This window comes from Nanobdella aerobiophila (assembly GCF_023169545.1).
In the GTDB taxonomy this organism is placed as follows: Archaea; Nanobdellota; Nanobdellia; order Nanobdellales; family Nanobdellaceae; genus Nanobdella; species Nanobdella aerobiophila.
Genome location: NZ_AP019769.1, coordinates 205,982 through 228,354 on the forward strand (window position 1 = coordinate 205,982; position 22,373 = coordinate 228,354).

Annotated in this window: 22 protein-coding genes and 1 tRNA gene; 16 read left to right on the forward strand and 7 right to left on the reverse strand. The window is 23.9% G+C overall.

The window, feature by feature from the left end:
• Positions 1-25 precede the first annotated feature (25 nt).
• A complete protein-coding gene (locus MJ2HA_RS01200) occupies positions 26-1,825 on the forward strand; it encodes a type II/IV secretion system ATPase subunit (protein WP_258393445.1) in 1,800 nt (599 codons plus the stop codon).
• Here MJ2HA_RS01200 and MJ2HA_RS01205 read toward each other — a convergent pair.
• Together MJ2HA_RS01205 and MJ2HA_RS01210 are read right to left on the reverse strand one after the other, a co-directional pair.
• Positions 1,811-2,452: a hypothetical protein gene (locus tag MJ2HA_RS01205; protein WP_258393446.1), complete on the reverse strand. Its 642-nt coding sequence runs from the start codon at positions 2,450-2,452 to the stop codon at positions 1,811-1,813. The two genes, MJ2HA_RS01200 and MJ2HA_RS01205, sit on opposite strands and share 15 nt — an antisense overlap.
• An 88-nt stretch (positions 2,453-2,540) precedes the next feature.
• Entirely contained in the window at positions 2,541-2,924 is a 384-nt protein-coding gene (locus MJ2HA_RS01210) for a hypothetical protein (RefSeq protein WP_258393447.1), read from the reverse strand.
• Between the two features lie 51 nt (positions 2,925-2,975).
• On the opposite strand from MJ2HA_RS01210, the gene MJ2HA_RS01215 reads away from it, so the two are divergent.
• From MJ2HA_RS01215 to MJ2HA_RS01225, 3 genes are read left to right on the forward strand one after another with little or no spacing between them, the layout of a single operon-like run.
• Positions 2,976-3,440 (forward strand): RNA-binding domain-containing protein, encoded by a 465-nt coding sequence (locus MJ2HA_RS01215; RefSeq protein ID WP_258393448.1) that lies wholly within the window; start codon positions 2,976-2,978, stop codon positions 3,438-3,440.
• On the forward strand, positions 3,437-4,573 hold the full coding sequence (locus MJ2HA_RS01220) for a metallophosphoesterase family protein (RefSeq protein WP_258393449.1): 1,137 nt from the start codon (positions 3,437-3,439) through the stop codon (positions 4,571-4,573). The genes MJ2HA_RS01215 and MJ2HA_RS01220 overlap by 4 nt, the downstream gene beginning before the upstream one ends.
• On the forward strand, positions 4,570-6,828 hold the full coding sequence (locus MJ2HA_RS01225) for an AAA family ATPase (protein ID WP_258393450.1): 2,259 nt from the start codon (positions 4,570-4,572) through the stop codon (positions 6,826-6,828). The genes MJ2HA_RS01220 and MJ2HA_RS01225 overlap by 4 nt, the downstream gene beginning before the upstream one ends.
• Here the strand turns inward: MJ2HA_RS01225 and MJ2HA_RS01230 are convergent.
• A complete protein-coding gene (locus MJ2HA_RS01230; protein ID WP_258393451.1) occupies positions 6,818-7,159 on the reverse strand; it encodes a DsrE family protein in 342 nt (113 codons plus the stop codon). The genes MJ2HA_RS01225 and MJ2HA_RS01230 overlap by 11 nt on opposite strands.
• Before the next feature lie 61 nt (positions 7,160-7,220).
• Here MJ2HA_RS01230 and MJ2HA_RS01235 point away from each other — a divergent pair, with 61 nt between their 5' ends.
• Both MJ2HA_RS01235 and MJ2HA_RS01240 read left to right on the forward strand, forming a co-directional pair.
• Positions 7,221-9,668: a plasma-membrane proton-efflux P-type ATPase gene (locus MJ2HA_RS01235; protein ID WP_258393452.1), complete on the forward strand. Its 2,448-nt coding sequence runs from the start codon at positions 7,221-7,223 to the stop codon at positions 9,666-9,668.
• Between the two features lie 33 nt (positions 9,669-9,701).
• Complete coding sequence (locus MJ2HA_RS01240; protein ID WP_258393453.1) at positions 9,702-10,958, forward strand: sulfite exporter TauE/SafE family protein; 1,257 nt, start codon at positions 9,702-9,704, stop codon at positions 10,956-10,958.
• On the opposite strand, the gene rnhB is transcribed toward MJ2HA_RS01240, so the two are convergent.
• Positions 10,948-11,601, reverse strand: a complete 654-nt coding sequence (rnhB, locus tag MJ2HA_RS01245; protein WP_258393454.1) for a ribonuclease HII — start codon at positions 11,599-11,601, stop codon at positions 10,948-10,950. The genes MJ2HA_RS01240 and rnhB overlap by 11 nt on opposite strands.
• A 50-nt stretch (positions 11,602-11,651) precedes the next feature.
• On the opposite strand from rnhB, the gene MJ2HA_RS01250 reads away from it, so the two are divergent.
• Together MJ2HA_RS01250 and MJ2HA_RS01255 are read left to right on the forward strand one after the other, a co-directional pair.
• Positions 11,652-12,341 carry a hypothetical protein gene (locus tag MJ2HA_RS01250; RefSeq protein ID WP_258393455.1) on the forward strand — a complete coding sequence of 230 codons (690 nt, stop codon included), beginning with the start codon at positions 11,652-11,654 and terminating at the stop codon, positions 12,339-12,341.
• On the forward strand, positions 12,322-13,092 hold the full coding sequence (locus MJ2HA_RS01255; RefSeq protein ID WP_258393456.1) for an RNA ligase family protein: 771 nt from the start codon (positions 12,322-12,324) through the stop codon (positions 13,090-13,092). The genes MJ2HA_RS01250 and MJ2HA_RS01255 overlap by 20 nt, the downstream gene beginning before the upstream one ends.
• Here MJ2HA_RS01255 and MJ2HA_RS01260 read toward each other — a convergent pair.
• Complete coding sequence (locus MJ2HA_RS01260; protein ID WP_258393584.1) at positions 13,082-14,098, reverse strand: RNA-guided pseudouridylation complex pseudouridine synthase subunit Cbf5; 1,017 nt, start codon at positions 14,096-14,098, stop codon at positions 13,082-13,084. The two genes, MJ2HA_RS01255 and MJ2HA_RS01260, sit on opposite strands and share 11 nt — an antisense overlap.
• Before the next feature lie 437 nt (positions 14,099-14,535).
• On the opposite strand from MJ2HA_RS01260, the gene MJ2HA_RS01265 reads away from it, so the two are divergent.
• A complete protein-coding gene (locus MJ2HA_RS01265; RefSeq protein ID WP_258393457.1) occupies positions 14,536-14,883 on the forward strand; it encodes a hypothetical protein in 348 nt (115 codons plus the stop codon).
• On the opposite strand, the gene MJ2HA_RS01270 is transcribed toward MJ2HA_RS01265, so the two are convergent.
• Both MJ2HA_RS01270 and MJ2HA_RS01275 read right to left on the reverse strand, forming a co-directional pair.
• A complete protein-coding gene (locus MJ2HA_RS01270) occupies positions 14,848-15,405 on the reverse strand; it encodes a 30S ribosomal protein S4 (protein WP_258393458.1) in 558 nt (185 codons plus the stop codon). The genes MJ2HA_RS01265 and MJ2HA_RS01270 overlap by 36 nt on opposite strands.
• 1 nt (position 15,406) lies before the next feature.
• Positions 15,407-15,913 (reverse strand): 30S ribosomal protein S13, encoded by a 507-nt coding sequence (locus MJ2HA_RS01275; RefSeq protein WP_258393459.1) that lies wholly within the window; start codon positions 15,911-15,913, stop codon positions 15,407-15,409.
• Positions 15,914-15,963: 50 nt separating this feature from the next.
• Here MJ2HA_RS01275 and MJ2HA_RS01280 point away from each other — a divergent pair, with 50 nt between their 5' ends.
• The 7 genes from MJ2HA_RS01280 to MJ2HA_RS01310 all read left to right on the forward strand — a co-directional run bounded on the left by MJ2HA_RS01280 (position 15,964) and on the right by MJ2HA_RS01310 (position 22,361).
• Positions 15,964-17,577 (forward strand): ATP-binding protein, encoded by a 1,614-nt coding sequence (locus MJ2HA_RS01280; RefSeq protein ID WP_258393460.1) that lies wholly within the window; start codon positions 15,964-15,966, stop codon positions 17,575-17,577.
• Positions 17,555-17,878, forward strand: a complete 324-nt coding sequence (locus MJ2HA_RS01285; protein WP_258393461.1) for a hypothetical protein — start codon at positions 17,555-17,557, stop codon at positions 17,876-17,878. Before MJ2HA_RS01280 ends, MJ2HA_RS01285 begins: the two co-directional genes overlap by 23 nt.
• Before the next feature lie 7 nt (positions 17,879-17,885).
• Positions 17,886-18,371: a DUF973 family protein gene (locus MJ2HA_RS01290; protein WP_258393462.1), complete on the forward strand. Its 486-nt coding sequence runs from the start codon at positions 17,886-17,888 to the stop codon at positions 18,369-18,371.
• A gap of 71 nt (positions 18,372-18,442) precedes the next feature.
• On the forward strand, positions 18,443-18,904 hold the full coding sequence (locus MJ2HA_RS01295) for a DUF973 family protein (protein WP_258393463.1): 462 nt from the start codon (positions 18,443-18,445) through the stop codon (positions 18,902-18,904).
• A gap of 43 nt (positions 18,905-18,947) precedes the next feature.
• Positions 18,948-19,031 (forward strand) — tRNA-Ser (locus MJ2HA_RS01300).
• 78 nt (positions 19,032-19,109) lie between these two features.
• Positions 19,110-21,551, forward strand: a complete 2,442-nt coding sequence (locus MJ2HA_RS01305) for a plasma-membrane proton-efflux P-type ATPase (RefSeq protein ID WP_258393464.1) — start codon at positions 19,110-19,112, stop codon at positions 21,549-21,551.
• A 30-nt stretch (positions 21,552-21,581) separates the two neighbouring features.
• The gene (locus tag MJ2HA_RS01310) at positions 21,582-22,361 is read left to right on the forward strand and encodes an FkbM family methyltransferase (protein WP_258393465.1); all 780 of its coding nucleotides are present in this window, start codon (positions 21,582-21,584) and stop codon (positions 22,359-22,361) included.
• Positions 22,362-22,373 lie beyond the last annotated feature (12 nt).

Below are 22,373 nucleotides of genomic sequence, written 5' to 3' on the forward strand. Positions count from 1 at the left end.
TTTTTCAAGATTTCTTTTATCTTGTATGGATATTGATGAATTTATTGATTCTGTACTTGATACTGTAAAGAAAAAAATTGAATTAAAAAATAAATTAAATCAAGGAGGATTTAGAATCGAAAAAATAAATACCAATATAGCTGGTAGTTCGCAAAATAGTAATCAAATAATTCCTATATTACAAACATATCCATATAAACCAAAAAAATTCAAAAAGAAAGCTAAAAAATTAAATAAAGATATAAATTTATTGAGTATTCCAGTAGCAGGTCAGAGAAAAATAACAGATAAGGATAAATTAAAATTTTTTATAGATTTATACGGAGTAAATAATGAGGAAAATGAATATAGATACCCACTAACAAAAATGAGAGTCCTTAATAAGGATTTTATATTCTCTTATGCTGATATTTCTATAGATCAAAATTTAAATGAATTAGTGTATAATGTTGTTGAAGTACCAATAACTGTACAAGAAAAAAATATAATAGACTATGTTATAGATAAATTAATTAAAAGAATTGAAATACCAGAGAATAGGGAAAATGATTTTGATAGGATGAAGGATTATATAGTTGAGGAATCGATTAATATATTAAAAGAAAAGGGGGTAAAGATAACTAATCAAAGATTACCATATATATTATATTATATTATCAGAGATACAATTGGTTATGGTATAATAGATCCTCTCATGAGAGATCCATATATAGAGGATATATCATGTAATGGTATTGATATACCAATATTTATTTTCCATAGAAATCCATTGATCGGTGAGATTAAAACAAACATAAAATTTAATTCTGATATAGAACTAGATAATTTTGTCATAAAGTTATCGGTAAGAACAGGAAGAATGATATCTATATCAAATCCACTATTAGATGCAGCACTACCAGATGGTTCTAGACTCCAAATTACTTTTGGTAAAGATATATCTAGAAAAGGTTCATCATTTACAATAAGAAAGTTTACAGAAGATCCATTTACGCCTGTAGATTTATTATTATATGGTACAGCAGATACAAATATGTTAGCATATTTATGGACATTAATAGAAGAAGGAAGATCTTTGTTAATATCGGGAGGTACAGCAACTGGTAAAACTTCTTTTTTAAATGCAGTTTCCTTATTTATTAAACCAGGTAAAAAGATAATATCTATAGAGGATACTGCAGAATTAAGATTACCCCACTCTAACTGGTTACAAGAGGTAGCAAGGCCAGGATATGGTCCGAATAGGTATGGAGAGGTCAGTATGTTCGATTTATTAAAAGCTGCATTAAGACAAAGGCCGGATTATATAATTGTTGGTGAGGTTAGAGGTGAAGAGGCATATATATTGTTCCAAGCGATGGCTACAGGTCACGCAGGTTTAAGTACAATTCACGCAGAGAGTATAGAAGCATTGACTGATAGGCTATTATCTCCTCCAATAAATTTACCTCCCTCTCTATTAGAGATATTGGATGATGTAATATTTTTGAAAAGAATAAGATATCAGGGTAGATATGTAAGAAGAGTAGATAAGATATATGAAATTTTAGGTTATGACAAAGAAAAGAAGGATATAAATAGAGTAGTATCATATTATTGGGACCCGAAAGATGATTCATATATTCCTCAAAATAGTAATGTATTAAATAAGATAGCAGAATTAAGAAACTGGTCTAAAAGCGATATAGAAACTAACTTTAAATTTAAGATTAGAGTATTGGAATATATGTTTGAGAATAATGTGAGAGATTATAAAAAAGTAGGAGAAATATTAGATATGTATTATAATGATACAGATAAGTTGATTAGATTAGTAGGTTTTTAGTTCTATAATCTCCAAGGGTTTCTTATTGTAAAATTTTATTATATATGTTTTATCTTTATCTATTTCATATTTTTTATCTATATATAGTATTGTAAAATTATCTGTTAAGACTATATATTTATCATCATCTTTTTTTAATAATTTTATATATCTTATAGATAGATAATATTTGTTTTTTATTTCTATATCTTCTTCAATCTTTTTTATATTGTATATATTATTTATATATAGTGTTATGAAATAGTTATTTAATATTACCGGTCTTTTTACTAATATACTATTATTTTCTTTTAATATATATGATATCTCTTTCCATCTTGGATCTTTTAGTAATAATTTCACTAGTCCTGTTTCATCTCCGACTTCCAAAATAATCTTTTCTTGATCTTTATACAATATTTTATTTATTTTTAATTTAATTTGATTAATTTTAATATTTTGGTATATATTTTTTAATTTTATATTATATATATCTTCTAAAGATAATCCGTAATCTTTTAATATTAATAATATCGCGGTGTCTTCATCAATTAAGTTATTATATTGTTTATATTTTTCTTTAATCAAGTCATCTAGTTTATTTTTTGAAATATTTAAAATAGATAAAATATTATTTTTATCTATCATAAATATAAATTATCATTTAATATTAAAAATATTTGAGATTTAGCAATCTCCAAAAAATATTTTGTTTGATTTTATTAAAAATGATATTCTAGCCAGTTGCTGAGCATAAATTAGAGCCCTGGCCATCTAGTTGGCATCCGCCGCTATTACATACTATTGTTGATCCATTACTTAAGGTAAATGATTGTGGATATGTGTTGTAGCAAGAATAAGAACAATATGAAGAACTTGAGAATAGATCTATTTGTGTATTTGGATCTGTACTAGATTCTATTTCAGATAGAACAGTTCCGGCGTACTCTGCACATTGGGTAGAATTTATTTGTTGAGTAGTTGGACCTGTACTACTTATACCAGTTGTAAATCTACCTAATCCGCCAGTAAATATTAATATTAAGAATACAAGTACCAATATAGCAATTATTGCTAGGACTATTACATTTAATGGTAGACCTTGCGATCTGTTTTTCATATAGGTTAAAAATACTTTATAATTTATAAATTTTTAATGAACTCTCTGGTTATGAAGATATCTAAAATATATTTAAGATTAATAGTTCATGATTGGGATGATAGAAATATTATAGATAAATTAAAGAATGTATTTATAAGTGGTATTGATAGAAAATATATCAAAGAAACCTATAGTAAAGACAAAGGACTTATAAGCAATAATTTGATTATTTATGAACTAACATTAACTAATAAAAATGCCATAGATATATTATTTTCGAATTTGATATATCACGGCCTGAATATTGATGATATCATAAATAATTCTAATTTTGACGAAAATTGTAATTTATATTTAAGGATAGACAAAGATTATATTAAAGATTATATAATAAGAATACGATATTCTGATAATTCGATATTATTGAAGATAAGTTTTGATGATTATAATAAAAATAAGGATAAAATATATAATTTTATAAAAGAATATTTTGGATATATAAATAAAAAATTTTTAGATATTAATATTCAATGAAATTTGTACATATATCAGATACGCATTTAGGTTGCCAAATACCAATTCAATATAATGAACTTAGAAAAAAAGATTTCTTAAAAACATTTAAAGAAGCAATTGAATTTTCTATAAATAATAAGGTTGATTTCATAATACATTCCGGTGACTTTTTTGATGATTATTTTAGATTCGACTCAAAATTTATAATAGAAGTATTGGATATTTTGATGAAATTAAAAAATAATAATATTCCTCTTATATTTATAAAAGGAAATCATGATGTAAAGGGTCATAGACAAAATGTACTGGAGTTGTTTAAAAAACTGGATCTTATAAAAGAGGCAAATATAAGAGAACCTTATATAATTAAGGATGTTTATATATACGGAGTCTCAGAACCATCTAATCTGGCTGGAGAACAATTAAATAAATATTATAGAGAATTATTTAGTAATATAAATCTTGAAAATAATGGTTTTAGGATATTCTTGTTCCATGGCGCTGTAAATATGTTTCCAAATAATATATTAGAGGGTTATGGTAAGGAACCTAGAATATTGCCCTTGAATATATTTCCTAAGGCAGATTATTATGGATTTGGACATTTCCATAAAAGTCATCTCGAGGTTCATGATGATATTATATTCTCATTGCCAGGTTCTACTGAGAGAACCTCTTTATCTAAAGATGAAGAAAATATAAAGAAAGGATTTTATTACTATAGCGATAATATTGATTTTATTGAAGTTAATTCTAGACCTATATACATATATGAAGATATAATAAATAATGAAGAGGATTTAAATAGATTAAAAGATTATATTGGTAAAAGATCTAAAGAAACCTTGATTAAATTAAAGTTAAAATATAATAAAGATTTATATATAAGTATTAAAAATTATATAGATAAATTGATTTCATCCGGATATTATATAATTGATGATCTATATTCTATGAATCAAGAATATAATATCATAAAAGATGAGAGTAATATAAATGACTTATTTGATAATAATATATTTGTTAACAATAAAGAAGAATTATTGGAGTTATTTAATAATATAAAAAGTACATTTGAAGAATTTTATTCTAATAAAAGTAGCGATATAGATCGAATAAGAGATATATTATATAAAAATTTAATAAAATGATAATAAAAAGTTTAAATTTAGAGAATTTTAAGTACCATAAAAGTTTAAATATCGGATTAGAGGAAAAAAATATTATTATAGGTGAAAATGGAGTTGGCAAAAGTTCTATATTTCATTCAATATTGTTTGCTTTGTTTGGTAGAGATTCGTTGTCATATATAGGCGCTAGTAGTATTCAATCAATGATTAGATATGGTAGTTCTTCTACCAAGGTAGAGTTAGAATTGCAAGATAATAATAATTTATATAAAATTGTTAGAATTATAAATAATACAGGAGATTCAAAGGCAGTATTATACCTAAATGATCATATTATAGTATCTAGTCCTGATTTAGTAAATAAAAAAATAAAGGAAATATTAAATATAAATAGAATTGAAAAATTTGCCGATATAGTATATATAAAACAAGGAGATCTAGGTAGATATATTAATTTATCTGGAAAGATTGAATTAACAAAAAAACTAGAAAATATATTTGATATAGAATATTATTCAAATATTTTAAGGGTCATAGAAGGTTTGGTAAGAGATCTAGAAAGGCAGAAAGAATACAATGAAAATCAAAGGGCTGAATTATATAAAGATATAGAGACCTATAGAAATTTATACGGAGATAGGGATATTAATGAGCTTATATTGGAATTAGACAAATATAATAATTTAAAGAAAATAAGGGATGAATTATACAAAGATTATTTAGAAGTAAAAACTTTGGAAAATACAATAAATTATGATTTAATATCTCAAGAAGGATATCTAAAAAATAAGTTATTACAATTAGAGGAAGAGGAAAAAAATTTGAATGAAAATATAATTAATTTAGAATCCGAAAGAAGGTCTTTGAAATATGAGCGTTATTCTAAAGAATTATTAGATAAGTCTATTGAATATATAAATAAGAGATTAGAAGAATTAAAGGAGTACAAAGATATCAATAAGAAGGATATAGAGTATAATATAAGGGAAAATAAAGATTTATATAATGATATTGTAAAATATATAAATTCTCTAGATGTAGAAGATAGATATAAAAAATTAGAGGAAAAGAAAAAGGATATAGAAGAAAAAATACTGATATTAAAACAAAGTATAAAGGAAGATCAAGAATATTTAGATATATTAAATAAGGAAATTACAGATTGTCCAGTTTGTAAAAGACCTTTGGAAAAAGACCTTCATAAGCAATTGGTAGAAAGATATAATATTGAATTAGATAATAATAAGAGGGAGTTAAGCAAATTATTGAAGGATAAAGAAGATATAGATAACCTATATAATAATATATATAATGAATATAAGAATTTTGTGTATTTAAAAGAAAGATTAAAATCAAAAAATATAGACATAGATAATATAGAAAATGAAAAAATGAAAATAGACTCAAAAATTAATCAATTAAATCAGGAACTAAATAAAATCGAGGAATATAATATATTAAATGATACTATCAACTATATAAAGTCTTATGAGATATCAAAAGCTTTAGAGAATTTAAAGAAAGATTATAACAATATCAAAGACGAAATATCATTAGTGAGGAAAGATATTGTAAATATTGAAAATATGAAAAAAAATCTAGAAAAAATAAAAAATATATATAAAAAAAATAATTATTCTTCATTAAAAGATTTTGAGGAAAAATTAAATGATATAGATAATGAACTAAGAATTTATCAAAATATAAAACCAGAATTAATAAAAAACTATAAGAATAAATTAGATAGCTATAATATTATATTAGAAAATAATAAGAAAATATCAAAGAATATAAATAATTTACGATCATTATATAACATTATATTGAAGTTTATAGAAAATAGAAGGGAAAAGGTTGCATTAAATTTATCAAATGCGTTTCGATATTATTTTAAAAAATTGTATAGATATAATGATATTGTTGATGTTGGTATTGAGATTAAGGAAGGGAAAAATAAGGATGAAAGGATATTTACAATATATATAATAAAAAATATAGATAACAAGGAATTAAAAAAACCTGTAGAAGATGCTGGTTTAAGTGGTGGGCAAACAAAATTATTAGATTTATCTATTAGATTAGCCATCTCTTCTTTATTAGATATTAGAACTTCATTTATATTATTAGATGAACCTACAGAATCTTTGGATGAAAATGTCAGATTATCTTTAGCAGAGTTATTACAGTTATTAGATGGTTACCAAATTTTATTATGTACTCATGATGATATATTTAAAGATAATATAGAAGGAAAAATTATAGAAATTAAAAGGTAATTATGTGATAGCCTTGATCTACTAGTTTATTTAATACTTCGAAGCTGAAGATTTCATCCTTATATATTATATTTTCTTCATCTATGTTATATTTTAGACTACAATCTTTGCAAGAGTTTACTTTTATATTTAATTTATTTAGATCTTGAAGATGTCTTGATATTATTAATTTATATTCTTCATTTCTCTTATCCAACATCTTTATTCCCTCTAAAGTAAAGCATAATTTTACATCCTCTGCACCACTGCTCTTTAGAGCCTTGGAAAATTCAATTACTTTTTCCAAAGAATTTTTATCTTCTTTAGTAAATAATATAACATATTTAGCCATATAAATAATATCTTATGAAATATAATTAAATATTTAAGCTTTAAATGAAGCTTATTATTTTATGAATAATGAAAATTTTGATATTGATGATATTATAAAAGACCTGAGTGTTGATATAAATTCTGGTTTATCTGAAAGCGAAATACAAGAAAGAATTAAAAAATATGGTTATAATTCAATAGAAGAAAAGAAAGAGAGTAATTTAATTAAATTCTTGAGGAAATTTAAATCTTTTACATCTATAATGTTAGAATTTATTACTATATTGTATATTATATTCGGAAAGATAGAAGATGCGATAATAGTTATATCCTTATTGATAATAAATGCAGTAATATCATTTATACATGAGGAAAGAGCAAATAAAGCATTAGAATTATTAAAAGAGAAATTACAAATACAAGCAAGAGTCTTAAGAGAAGGTAAATGGAAATTAATTGAATCAAAATATTTAGTACCTGGAGATATTATAAGATTAAGAGCAGGTGATATATCTCCTGCAGATTGCATTATATTATCAAATGATATATTAAATATAGATCAATCAATGTTAACAGGAGAATCTATTACAGTAGATAAAACAAAAGGTAATATAATATATTCGGGATCAATAATAAAAAGAGGAGAATCTAATTGTATAGTATATAAAACCGGTAAAAATACCTATTTTGGGAAAACAATAGAATTAGTTTCTACAGCAAAACCAAAATTACATATAGAAGAGATTACAAGTTCTGTAGTAAAAAATTTATTATTAATAACTGGATTTTTTTCGTCAATTGTACTAATAATATCTTTTTTATATTATCATAGTTTATTATATATACTATCAAATATAGTTCCATTAGTTATATCATTATTATTATTTGCAGTACCTGTAGCATTACCAGTAATGATAACAGTTACATTATCATTGGGTTCTTTAGAATTAATTAAAAGTAATGTATTAGTAACAAGATTATCATCTATAGAAGATGCAGCATCTATGACAACATTATGTTCAGATAAAACAGGTACTCTAACATATAATAAACTAACTGTAACAGATATATATCCATTAAATAATTATAATATAAATGATGTAATACTATATGGATCATTAGCATCAGAAATATCAAATAATGATCCTATAGATTTAGCATTTATAAATAAATTAAAAGAATTAAATATAAATAAAGATAATTATAATATATTAGAATTTAAACCATTTGATCCATCTACAAGAAGAACAGAAGCAAAAGTATCTTATAATAATGATGTACTTTATGTATCTAAAGGTGCAGTAAATACAATATTTAATGAATTATGTAAAGAAAATGTTCCAGGAGATATCCAAAAAATAATAGATAATTATGCATCTAAAGGATATAGAACATTAGCAGTAGCAATAAATAATAATAATAATAAATGGATACCAGTAGGTTTAGTAGCATTATATGATATACCTAGAAAGGATACTCCAGAATTAATTAAAAAATTAAAAGAATTAGGAATTAAAGTAAAGATGTTAACAGGAGATGCATTACCTATAGCAAAAGAAATAGGTAATAGTATAGGATTAGATCCAAATAAAGTAGTATCTGGAAATGAACTAAGAAATTTATTAAAAGAAAATCCAGGTAAAGTAAGTAATCTAGTAAATAATTCAGAAATATTTGCAGAAATATATCCAGAGGATAAATATTATATAGTAAAATCATTACAAGATAAAAAAGAAATAGTAGGTATGACAGGAGATGGAGTAAATGATTCTCCATCATTAAAGCAAGCAGAAGTAGGTATAGCAGTATATAATGCTACAGATGTAGCTAAATCTGCAGCTTCTGTAGTATTAACTGTTGAAGGTTTACAAGGTATAGTAGATCTAATTAAAATAGGTAGATCTGTATATCAAAGAATTGTTACTTGGATTTTATTGAAAATAAATAGGGTAATTGAGATATCTTTATTAGTTATGATTGTATTTATATTTACTGAGATTATATTACATCAACCAATATTATTGGTTTCTTCAGAAGGCGCTATACTATTCTTTTTTTTAAAAGATTTTCCTACTATTGCTATAGGAACAGATAATGTAAAACCATCACAATATCCAGAGAGCTGGGATATTAGAAAATTGGTATTATATTCAGGTATACTAAGTTTATTTTCATTTATGGAGGAATTATTTTTGTTTATATTCTATTATTTTTATTTAGACATTAGAAGCATCGCATATTTGCAATCTTTATTCTTCTTATCAATAATGTATTTTGGGCTATTAATGTTATTTGTATTTAGAGAATCAGATAGGTTCTATAAGTCGAGACCAAGTAATTTATTATTGATTTCAACAATAATAGATATACTAGCTTCTACAATAATTGGAATATTTGGATTCGGTATTATAGAACCAATAAAAATTATTGATATAATATTTATATCTATATACTCATTATTTAGTATATTTGTTATAAATGATAGTATAAAGATATTGCTAAATAGGACAAAGATAGCAATAAAATAAATTTTATATTTTTTTAAATATTTATTCTAATACATGGATATATTTTTTACAATGTTATTACTATTTGTTGTAAGTTTAGTCGCTGGAATAATTGGTGCATTAACTGGTCTGGGTGGTGGTACTTTTTTAGTTCCTATATTAAATATATTCTTATCTTTTCCATTACACTTAGCTATTGGAGACTCTTTAGTGTCTACTATAATTACTTCTATATCCTCTTCCAAAGAATATTTAATAAAAAAGATATCAAATCCAAATATTGCTATAAGCTTGCTTACTGCAACTACATTGGGCGCTATTTTTGGATCCTTAACAAATAACTATTTTTATACTCATAATCTATATTTTGTAATATATATATCCTTTGGCTTAATATTACTATCTTCTTCTTTATTATTAATTGTAAAAAATTTAAAGACAAAATATCATCCGGATAAACCTGATAAAACAACTTTTTTCTTTAATTTATTTGGTAAATATAAAGATGGAAGTAATATAATATATTATGATGGTGTTAGGTGGTATTTTGGTTGGATAATCATGCTATTTGCAGGTTTTGTATCCGGTTTATTAGGTATAGGTTCTGGTGTTTTAAAAGTTTTGGGTTTAGATTTAATAATGAATCTACCTATTAAGGTAAGTACTACTACAAGTAATTTTATGATTGGTGTTACGGCAGACAATTCTTCGATTTTATATTTGAAGTTTGGTTATATACCGTTTTTATATTTTCCAATATCAGCATTGGGAGTTTTATTTGGCGCAATTATTGGTACAAAATTATTATTAAGATTAAATGATAATTATATTAGATCAATATTTATATTATTTGTGTCTTATCTAGGTATAAAGATGTTATTGGAAGGAATAAATTATAATAATAATATCTTGATATATCTAGTTCCGATATTAATATCCGTCTTTTCTATATTATTGGGAAAAATAAAGAGAAAGGAAGAATATAAAAATGTAGAGATAGAAGAATATATTAAGGAAAATCAGATAGATACGAAATTTACCAATATATTATATAATATGCAAAAGTATTTTCTTTATGTAGTAATATTATTATCTATTATCTCTATAATAATAGTTTTTTTATATAATAGTATTATAGTGAAATATAATACTATATTATACTTATTTATTGTGACATTTCCATTTTTAGAAGTGGTTTTAGAAACAATAAAGTATATAAAAGAAAAAGATAAAAAATATGCAGTAATTGGTTTTATAGTAATAATTAATTTAATAATTGGACTAATTTTATTACCTAATCTTATTTTTTAAAAAAGTCGTGTATATTTCTTTGTCTTTCTTCTTTTATCTTTTTTACGGTTGACCAAGAGTGTCTTAAATAATATTTCAATTCATCATAATTATTCCTTATTGATTGAATTGTTCGAGGATCTGATGGGTAGCCAGATCCAAAATCCATATTTAGAGTTTTTTTTATTTTATCTATTTCTAAATCCCTATTTACCTTTGCAATAATTGAAGCTGCAGAGACTATCGGATACTTTCTATCTGCCTTATTCTCAGCTATTATATTTATATCCTTATTTATATTATTCTTTATATATTCTATTACTTTTTTTGTATCGACTAGTGGAGAATCAATTATAACTTTATCTGGATCTATATAATTTATTATATTTACCATATTTTCAAATTCTAGATAGTTTAGTCTCCCTTTTTCAACATATTTATCTATTATCTTTTGATCTATTATATTGTATTTATAATTATTTGTTGGTAAAGATATTATTTGATTATATATCTTTTCTCTTTCTAATCGAGATAATAGCTTAGAATCTTTTACACCAGTATTTTTTAGATCATCAATGTACCTTTCATCTATAGAATATCCTGCTATAACCATTGGACCAATTACTGGCCCTCTCCCTGCTTCATCAATACCTAATACTATCATTATAAAAGTTAATCATAAGGTTTATAAGATATATTAAAATATTATTACTAATGGATGATAACAGATCCTACTTATTATATTTAGATGCCAATATATTAATTAAAGGTTCATCTTTAGAAAAATTATTAGAAAAATTAGAGAATAATAAAGTAAAGTACAAAGTAGCTATATCTAAGAAATCTATAGAAGAAGCTATTAGGAATATTGATAATAAAGAACAAAAGAAAGATTTGTATAATATTTTATACGGATATAAAATACCAAAAGATTTTTATAATAGATATAAACCAAACTATTTAATAGAAGATATAAAGTATAGAGTTGGCAAGGATGGATATATAATAGATATAAAATATAGAGGAATTAAAAGATATAAGGATAGAAAGATCTCTATTACTGACAAATACTACGGGATTGAAATAAATTTATATAAAGATTTTCAGTCTGCAACTGTTTTATTTACAGATCTTAGTGATCTTCCACATTTGGATATGGCTTACTATTTTAGTAGAAGTAAAAATTATATCCCAATTATATTAACTTATGATGGGAGAATTGTAAAAGATAATCCTAAAGTTTTCAGATATATAGTCATAGTTAGTCCTGATAAATTGTATGAAAATATTAGTCAAGGAAAAAATATAAAACAAATATCAAAATATTTAGAAGAGAAGAAAAAGGATGATTTATATAATAAAATGATAGAAAAACATAAAAAAAATGGATTCTTTGACTTATAAAGTATATAGGTTTAATATACCACAATTTAATATAAAAGGAAAACATATACTAGATACTCAAACTCAAGAGCAGATATTAAAATCTAAAAAATCGATTGCTGAAGAGAAATTAGATGGAAAGCAATTTATAATAAATCTAGATAATATAATATTAATATGTGAAGATCTAAAACAAACTCATACAATATTTTATAAGAATTTGCCTTCTTATTCATATTGTTTTGATGTCTACGAAAAAGATAAAGGATATTTAGATTATTTGGATAAATATTTATTTTTGATAGAAAATGGTTATGTTTCTCCCAGATTTGTAAGAGCTGGTCCTTCTACTGTAGAAGAACTAGTACATATCGTATTGAATGGAGAGTCATATTTTAGAACAGAAATAAATCCTAAGATGAAAAATAAAATAAAAAGCGATTCAGAGATTAGTAGAGGTTTACGATATATAAAACCTGATAGTACAGATTTTATGGAGGGTGTAGTAGTAAAATTATATGAAGGTGGAAGGTTATATCCTGGAAAAGCTGTAAATCCAGATTTTGAATATTTAATAATTAACTTAGGTAGATATGAACAATATGAAAACAAAAATATAGTAGAACCATTTACGAAAGAAGAATTTGAAAGATATCATAGAAATAATTTAAATATATTAAGTGAAATATATAAAGATGATAAAAGATTATCAGAAATAAGCAGAATTTTAAAGGACAGGAAAACTTATGCGTCTTATTTATCTAATTTATAGTTTTAGTTTTCCAAGCCTTAGGATATATATCCTTTTCCATAAATACTTTTTCTATATCTATAGCAACGCCTTTTTCAGATTCTATAATCTCTTTAGAACTCATTAGTGCATTTCCAACGGCAACTATTTCATTCTTTAGCGTAAATATTGCAACTAGATCATTTTTATTTATATTAGAATATAATTTTGATATCCCTTTAACAAATAAATTAGATCCATAAGTTATTGAATTTACCGCAGAATCATGTATCCAAACTTTTTTTAAATGATCTGCTGCTATTTCTGGTGGTAAAAATACTTTTCTTATATATTTCTCATTTTTTTCATTATTATAAAAATATATTGAATCTATAATATCTTGTAACGTTACTAAAGGATATTTTCCCCTTTCTTTTAATTCTCCTACTCTAACTCTTCTTAATTGTTGCATATGTGCTTTTGTACCCAAAGATTTACCAATATCATCTATTAATTTTCTTATGTAAACACCTGCTTCCGTAGAGACTTGTAATAGCCAATCTCTGCTATCTACTTCTAATACTTTTATACAATAGATCTTTCTATTTCTAGGAATCTTTTTTACTGCAGATTTTAGCGGTGGTTTTTGAATTATATCTCCTTGGAATTTTTTCAAAGTATCAAATACAAGATCCTCATTTATATCTTTATGTATATGCATCCATGCAATATACTCTTTTCCGGCTTCCAGCAATAGTTTTAATATTTTTGTAGCTCTTCCTACACCTATCGGTAATACCCCTGTAACTTTTGGATCTAATGTTCCACTATGTCCTACTTTTTCTTTTAATATATTTTTTATCCATCCAGATACCTGGTGGGATGTGGGTCCTTTTGGTTTATCCAAATTTATTATAGAATATTTTAATAATATATTTATAGGCCTGTTCCAAGGATCAGAACCATATTTATAATCTGTATCAGATTCTTCTTTTATTATAACATCATATTTTTCGTTTTCATAAGGTAATTTACAATATTCTAACATTTTAATATATTTTTTGTACAATTTATTAATATTTTCTTTCATTTACTACCAAATGAAGAACCTACTATATTCTGGTATGAGGATATATTAGGTACAACATTTATAAATAATAAAAGATTATACGACATTGTTTATTATATATAAATTTTTTTGATAAAATTTATATATTTAATATATAAGTATTATAGATTATAAATATGATATATTATCTATTAGGTGGCTACTTTTGATTTATAAAGAATTACGATTGATAACATGTTATATATTAGGATGATTATACAGTAATAAAAAATTTTTAGTCGGATAATCACTATTTATTTTATTATATAATAGGTATAACAATTTTTATTTATAAATAATATAGAAAAGTTTATATATCATCTATATAAATCTTTTCAATATAATATATAAATTTTAAGATACTTTTTATATGAATTATGAATAAAGATTCAACTACTGTCTATATTGGAGATATAAAAAATGATCTAGAGGAGTTAAAGAGAAGGGGATACAGTATAAAGGATATATTAAAAAAAGGTATAGAGTTTATAAAGATGGAAGAAAAAGTACCTTATAGTATTTCAGAACTGGATCAGTCAATAAAAGAATTAAAAAATCAAGTAGAAATGATGCAACAATTTAATCTATCTGTTATTATGTTAAATAAAAGTATAACAAGGTTAAATAAGACCATGATACGAATGAAGAGAAAGAAGAAACCTAAAGAAATAAAAGAGAAGAAGAAAGGACTAATTAGAAGATTGATTAGCTCCCTCGTTGGATAAACTAGCTATTTCTTTATTATCGATTTTAAATAATTTATCTTTGCTAATATTCGAGTATTCATTATATCTTATCTTGTCCTCTTCGTCTTCTTTTACTAAATAACTTGGAGATGAGATAACTTTATCTCCGACCATTATATGTTTATGTACTACCAGTTGTCTAGCCTGCTTTATTGTTTTTGCTAATCCTTTTCTATAAACTAGCGTTTGTAATCTTCTTTCTAATATATCTTTTTCTGTAATACCTAATGCTTCCGTTATATCTGAATTTTTATTCAGTATTTTTAGCCTAACTAACCTAGATCTTATCCTCTCTTCCTCTTTTATTACATCAAAACCTGCTGCTTTCTGAGCATTTAGATACCTTATATAAAATCTTATCTTCCTTGCAATAGTCTGAGCCTTCCATAACTCCTTCTTATTTTTTAATCCATAATTTCTTATCAATATATTTTCATGTTCTATATTCTCTTTATTCCATGGTGTTCCAGGTTTTTCCCACTTTTTTTTAGGTTTCCACATCTTATTGTTGTTTTTCTTGTTGGGATCTTTGCTCTTTATTTTTTACCACACCTACTGATCTTCCAAATCTGTGATGAGATCTTGTTTTTTGTCCTCTTACTGGTAATTTATACTGATGTCTATTTCCTTTCCATGTTCCTAAGTCAATTTCTCTTTTTATATCAAACTTTACCTGTATTTGTAAATCAGAACCAACTATATGCTTGCTTTTTCCATCATATATATCCTTTCTTCTGTTTAGGAACCATTCTGGAATATTGTACTTCAATGGATTTTTTAGACAATCTTCCAATTTTTCTAATTCTTCGTCAGATAATGAACCTATAGGTCTATTTTTTTCTAAATTTAATACAAAGCATACTGCATTTGAGAACCTCCAATTTACTCCAGGTATTTTAAGTAGTTCTAGATATACCGGTCTGTGACCATTTATCTCTACTCCTGCTAGACGTATTACATCTTTTATATTGTTTTCTTCTGATACTATTGATTTAGATTTATTAGGCATTAAATTAAATAAGTAAAAAACATTTAAAAATATATAATGAACTATTATAAATGAACATTGGTTTTGTATATAAAGAGGCTACTACGGAATATTTTTATTTTGTTGTTGACCCAAAAAATAGATATACTATAGGTATTGGTAGTATATTGAAAGTTAGAATAAATAATTATGATTATTTTGCTATAATAGAAGATCTAAGGTCAGAATCAGTTGAAGAAGATAGATTATTTGATTATGATGCAATAGACGTTATCTATGGAAAAATGCAAAAGGCTCAATATTTAATTATAGGTAAAGCAATATTTTTGGGAGTTATAAAGGATAATAAAATGTATTCAGAAAAACCAATAATACCACCAAGTCCTGGGGATATAATATATTTACCAACTAAAGAAGAAATATATAAAATATATTCTTTTGATGATCCTAGAACATTAATTCCAATAGGTAAAATATATTTACAAAATGAAGAATTTAATATAGATATTAATATAAAAAATCTCATAATCAGGCATACAGGTATATTTGGTATTACTGGATCTGGAAAAAGTACTACTGTGGCTCATATAGTTAATCAATTAAAAAATAAAAATATACCAATTATACTATTTGATGTTCATAGAGATTATATATTATCATATGATAATGCTATTATAATAACTTTTAGTCAAAAAGAAAAAGAATTTTTAGAAAAGTTAGCATATGAAAGAAATAAAAATATTAAAGTATATATTGGAAAGGTAAGATTAAATCTATTAATTGATTATATGGAAGAATTTTTAGGTATTTCTGGTAAACAGGCTTCCAATGTATTTTCTTTATTATCCAAATTGCTATCAAAAGATCCAAAATTTATAAATAAATTATTTGATATGATTAATAGAAGAGAACCTTCAGAAATATTTGAAAGATATAAAGAAGATACTATAAGATCATTATATTCTAGATTATTAAGGATAAAAGATTGGCAGTTATTTCCAAGAGATATAAATGATACTGGTGATGATATAAAAGATTTAATAGATAAATTATCTGAAAATATGAGAGAAGGATCTTTTAATGATATATCTATAGTAAGTGAAGGAGATGAGGCAATATTAATGGAGAATAATAGATTTAATCCGAATATGCTTATAATAGATTTATATCCTCTATCTATCGAAGAGCAAAGAATATTATTGGATATTATACTAGAGTTATTATATGAAAAATATAAATCATGGAAATTAAATAATAGGACAGATATCATAGGTATAATTATTGAAGAAGCACATAGATTCGCTGCAAAATATACAAATGTATCAAATAAAATTTCTTTAATAGCAAGAGAAGGTAGAAAATTTGGTTTAGGTTTATTATTAATATCTCAGATACCATCAAATATTTCTGAAGATATAATATCCCAGATAAATACCTTTATATTATTGAAGATAATAAATCCTAAAGATTTAGAATTTATAAGAAAGACTTGTCCATATCTATCTAGAGAATATTTCGAAGCATTAACAAAATTGGAAACAGGTAGTTGCTTAACGGTAGGATTAGCAGTCAAGAATCCTGCTATATTAAAAATTATAAAGTCTGTAGATGTTGGTGGAACAGAAGAAGATATAGATAAAAGAATATTGGAAAGAGTATCTTATGGAAATAAAAGCAATATTTAGGTCGATTCAAAATAATTTTTTATTTTCTGAGGCTGAAATATATAAATTTTTTGATTATATTATAAGTAAATATAATCTTTATATAAAAAATAAGAAAATTATTATAAGAGATGACGAAAAATTTTCTTCGTTTTTATTAGAAACAGATAAATTTTTATTATCGTTGAATTATTGGGAAAAGATAGATTATTGTTTTGTTTATATATCTTCTGATTATTTAAATTTATCAGATATAATAAAAGAGATTATCAATTATCTGAAACCTGAAAATATAAAGCTTATAAATGAAAGAATAGAGTAAATAATTTATGCAGATAGGAAGTCCATCTGTTCCAATTTATTATCCAAATAATAGGTATTATCCTCGTCCAAATCAAAGAAATGTTTTTATGGGTAAAAATTATATAAAAACAGGATTAAAGTATCTATTTGTAGCATTATTAATATTTATTTTATTTATTATATTACTATTTGTTCTTAAAATTTTTACATTATTACTGATTTTTTCAATAATTATAATCCTAGTTGGTGGTTTTGGTCTTGATTATTTATGGAAAGGATTTGCAGAATATGAGAAAGTAACTAATAAAGGTGTGTTTGGTTTAGCAAAGTTTGGGGCTCTTTTATATATAATACCATTTACATCTTTTATTGGAAGTATATTAGTAGGTATAGGATTTTATAATATAGGAGTATTAGAAAATAATGATAAAATTAAAATAGGAGGAATATTATCTGCTATTCCTTTCGTCGGTATAATAGGATTATTAATATTATTGATTTATTTTCATTAAATTATCAAATTTTATATGAGCTTTAAAATTTATATATAAAATTTTATAAATAAGTATTTTTATATTATTCTATGGATAGTGTAGGTTTAAATAAAATAAAAACTGCATTATTATTTTATATAATCGGGGCAGTGGTAGCGTTTACAGCGGGATTCTTAGGGCTATCAATATTTTCAGTATTCTTTTTCTTTAATACTATTGGAGGATTTATAAGAGAAATGATCGCAGTAATATTACTTTTAATTGTTATAGTAATATATATAATAGGTTTAATATATATGTGGGATGGATTTTCTAAAATTGAACCGGAATTTGAAAATGCAGGTATTGGAAAAATAGGATTAATATTGACATTAATTCCATTTTTAAATATAATTGGATTTATATTACTGGGAATAACCTTCTATTTATTAGGGGAAAAGTTAAATAGTTCTATGATGAAAGTGGGTGGTATATTAACAATAATACCTGTAATTAATTTTGTAGGCATTATAATACTATATGTAGCTTTTGGAGATATAATAACAAAATAAATCTTTTTTATAATTTTATCTGTAATAATATTTTTATTTAAATGCCGTGGTGCCCGAGCGGTCCAAGGGGTATGGCTTGAGACCATATCCCCGAAAGGGGACGTGGGTTCAAATCCCACCCACGGCGTTTTATATTGATGTAGTACATTTTTAATTAAATTTTCATAATTTAATATTTATATAAATTTATATTAACTCAATTTAGATGGAAAATGAATTATTTGATATTGATAAAATAATTAGGGAGCTTAATACTAATATTATATCTGGTTTATCTGAAAGCGAAATACAAGAAAGAATTAAAAAATATGGTTATAATTCAATAGAAGAAAAGAAGGAGAATAATATAATTAAGCTTTTGAAGAAATTTAAATCATTTACCTCAATTATGCTAGAATTTATATCTATACTATATATTGTTGTTCATAATTATTTAGATGCATTAATTGTAATAGGATTATTAATTTTAAATACTCTAATATCATTTATACATGAGGAAAGAGCAAATAAAGCATTAGAATTATTAAAAGAGAAATTACAAATACAAGCAAGAGTCTTAAGAGATAATAATTGGAAATTAATTGAATCAAAATATTTAGTACCTGGAGATATTATAAGATTAAGAGCAGGTGATATATCTCCTGCAGATTGTATTATATTGGATGACGAATCTTTAAATATAGACGAATCTGTATTAACAGGAGAATCTATTACAGTAGATAAAACAAAAGGTAATATAATATATTCGGGATCAATAATAAAAAGAGGAGAATCTAATTGTATAGTATATAAAACCGGTAAAAATACCTATTTTGGGAAAACAATAGAATTAGTTTCTACAGCAAAACCAAAATTACATATAGAAGAATTAACTATGAAAGTTGTAATATCTTTATTGATTATTGTTATAATATTTGGAGGAATAACTATTATTTTATCATATTTATATAATCCATCCATTAATTTTTTATTATCTTATATTATACCATTAGTAATATCTTTATTATTATTTGCAGTACCTGTAGCATTGCCAGCTATGCTAACTATTTCTATGGCAGTAGGGTCATATGAATTAGCTAGGAAAGGAGCATTAGTAACAAGATTATCATCTATAGAAGATGCAGCATCTATGACAACATTATGTTCAGATAAAACAGGTACTCTAACATATAATAAATTAACTATAACAGATATATATCCATTAGATAATTATAATATAAATGATGTAATATTATATGGATCATTAGCATCAGAAATATCAAATAATGATCCTATAGATTTAGCATTTATAAATAAATTAAAAGAATTAAATATAAATAAAGATAATTATAATATATTAGAATTTAAACCATTTGATCCATCTACAAGAAGAACAGAAGCAAAAGTATTATATAATAATGATGTATTTTATGTATCTAAAGGTGCAGTTAATATAGTTATAAACGATTTATGTAAGGAAGAATTATCATTAGATATTCAAAATATTGTAGATCAATATGCTAAAAAGGGCTATAGGACTCTTGCTGTTGCTATTAAAAATAATAATAAATGGATACCAGTAGGTTTAGTAGCATTATATGATATACCTAGAAAAGATACTCCAGAATTAATTAAAAAATTAAAAGAATTAGGAATTAAAGTAAAGATGTTAACAGGAGATGCATTACCTATAGCAAAAGAAATAGGTAATAGTATAGGATTAGATCCAAACAAAGTAGTATCTGGAAATGAACTAAGAAATTTATTAAAAGAAAATCCAGGTAAAGTAAGTAATCTAGTAAATAATTCAGAAATATTTGCAGAAATATATCCAGAAGATAAATATTATATAGTAAAATCATTACAAGATAAAAAAGAAATAGTAGGTATGACAGGTGATGGGGTAAATGATTCTCCATCATTAAAGCAAGCAGAAGTAGGTATAGCAGTATATAATGCTACAGATGTAGCTAAATCTGCAGCTTCTGTAGTATTAACTGTTGAAGGTTTACAAGGTATAGTAGATCTAATTAAAATAGGTAGATCTGTATATCAAAGAATTGTTACTTGGATATTATCTAAAATTAATAGAACAATTGAAATTGCAATATTTGTCATGGTAGCTTTTATAATAAATGTACTATTATTTCATAGAGCATTATATGTATTATCACCTATAGATATATTGTTGTTTTTCTTTATAATTGATTTTCAAACTATATCTTTATCTACCGATAATGAAGAAGGATCGAATTATCCTGAAAAATGGAATATATTAAAATTGGTAAAATATGCTAGTATAATGGGGATATTTACATTTTCAGAAATGATGATATTATTATATATCGCATTAAATATATTAAAAATAAGTAATATGCATCTATTACATACATTTTTCTTTATAGCAATTATATTTTATGGAATATTAATGCCTTATGTATTTAGAGAGAGGAATAGATTCTATAAATCAAAACCAGGAAGAGCATTTTGGATATCATCAGTTAGTGGATTGTTTATATCCTCTTTACTAGCATTATTTGGATTTTATATAATGACTCCTATTAATATTTATTGGTATCTAATAACAGTTATTTATAGTTTATTTTTTATATTTTTTGTAAATGATAATATAAAGTTATTATTAGAAAGATTAGGAATAGGAAGATAATTTATAAATTTATCTTATTTTTATTTTTTAATGGATAAAATGTATTTAAGATTTGTTAAATATTTTTTTAGAAATCCTATTTTAACTACTAAATATATATTTTATAGGAAAATACTAAAGAGGGATAAGTTTAGATATAGAGGTATATTAATTGATTATGGTATATTTTGGGGTTTTGTTAATAATTTTTTTAGCCTTAAAGATATTAAAAAAATATCAGAAGACGAAATTATTATAAATATTAAAAATTTAGGAAAATTTTATGTAAAAAATTCTATTCCCGTTTCAGATATAACTGATTATAATATACTGAATGTTAAAGATAAAGTTGTATTAGATATTGGAGCATATGTAGGAGATAGTTCAATATATTTTATTAGAAGAGGTGCAAAGAAAGTATATACATATGAAGCAGTAAAAGATATCTATAATACACTAGTGAAAAATATTGAATTAAATAATTTACAAGATAAAATTATACCAATAAATAAAGGAATAGATTGTAATAAAGGAGAAAATTATATAAATATAAATTATAGTGCTACAGGCTTGGAAGTAGGTAATGAAAAAATAGAAACAATACCAATAAAAGATGCATTTGAAGAAATATATAATAAAGAAGGAGAATTTGTGGCAAAAATAGATTGTGAAGGATGTGAATATTCTTTATTATGTTTACCAGATAACATATTAAAATATTCAAAAGAATATGTAATTGAAATACATGGCTCCCCTCAATTATTAATATCTAAATTTTTAAGGAATGGATATAAAGTAAAAAGAATAGATAGAGATAATAAATGGTATTGAGGAGTATATTAT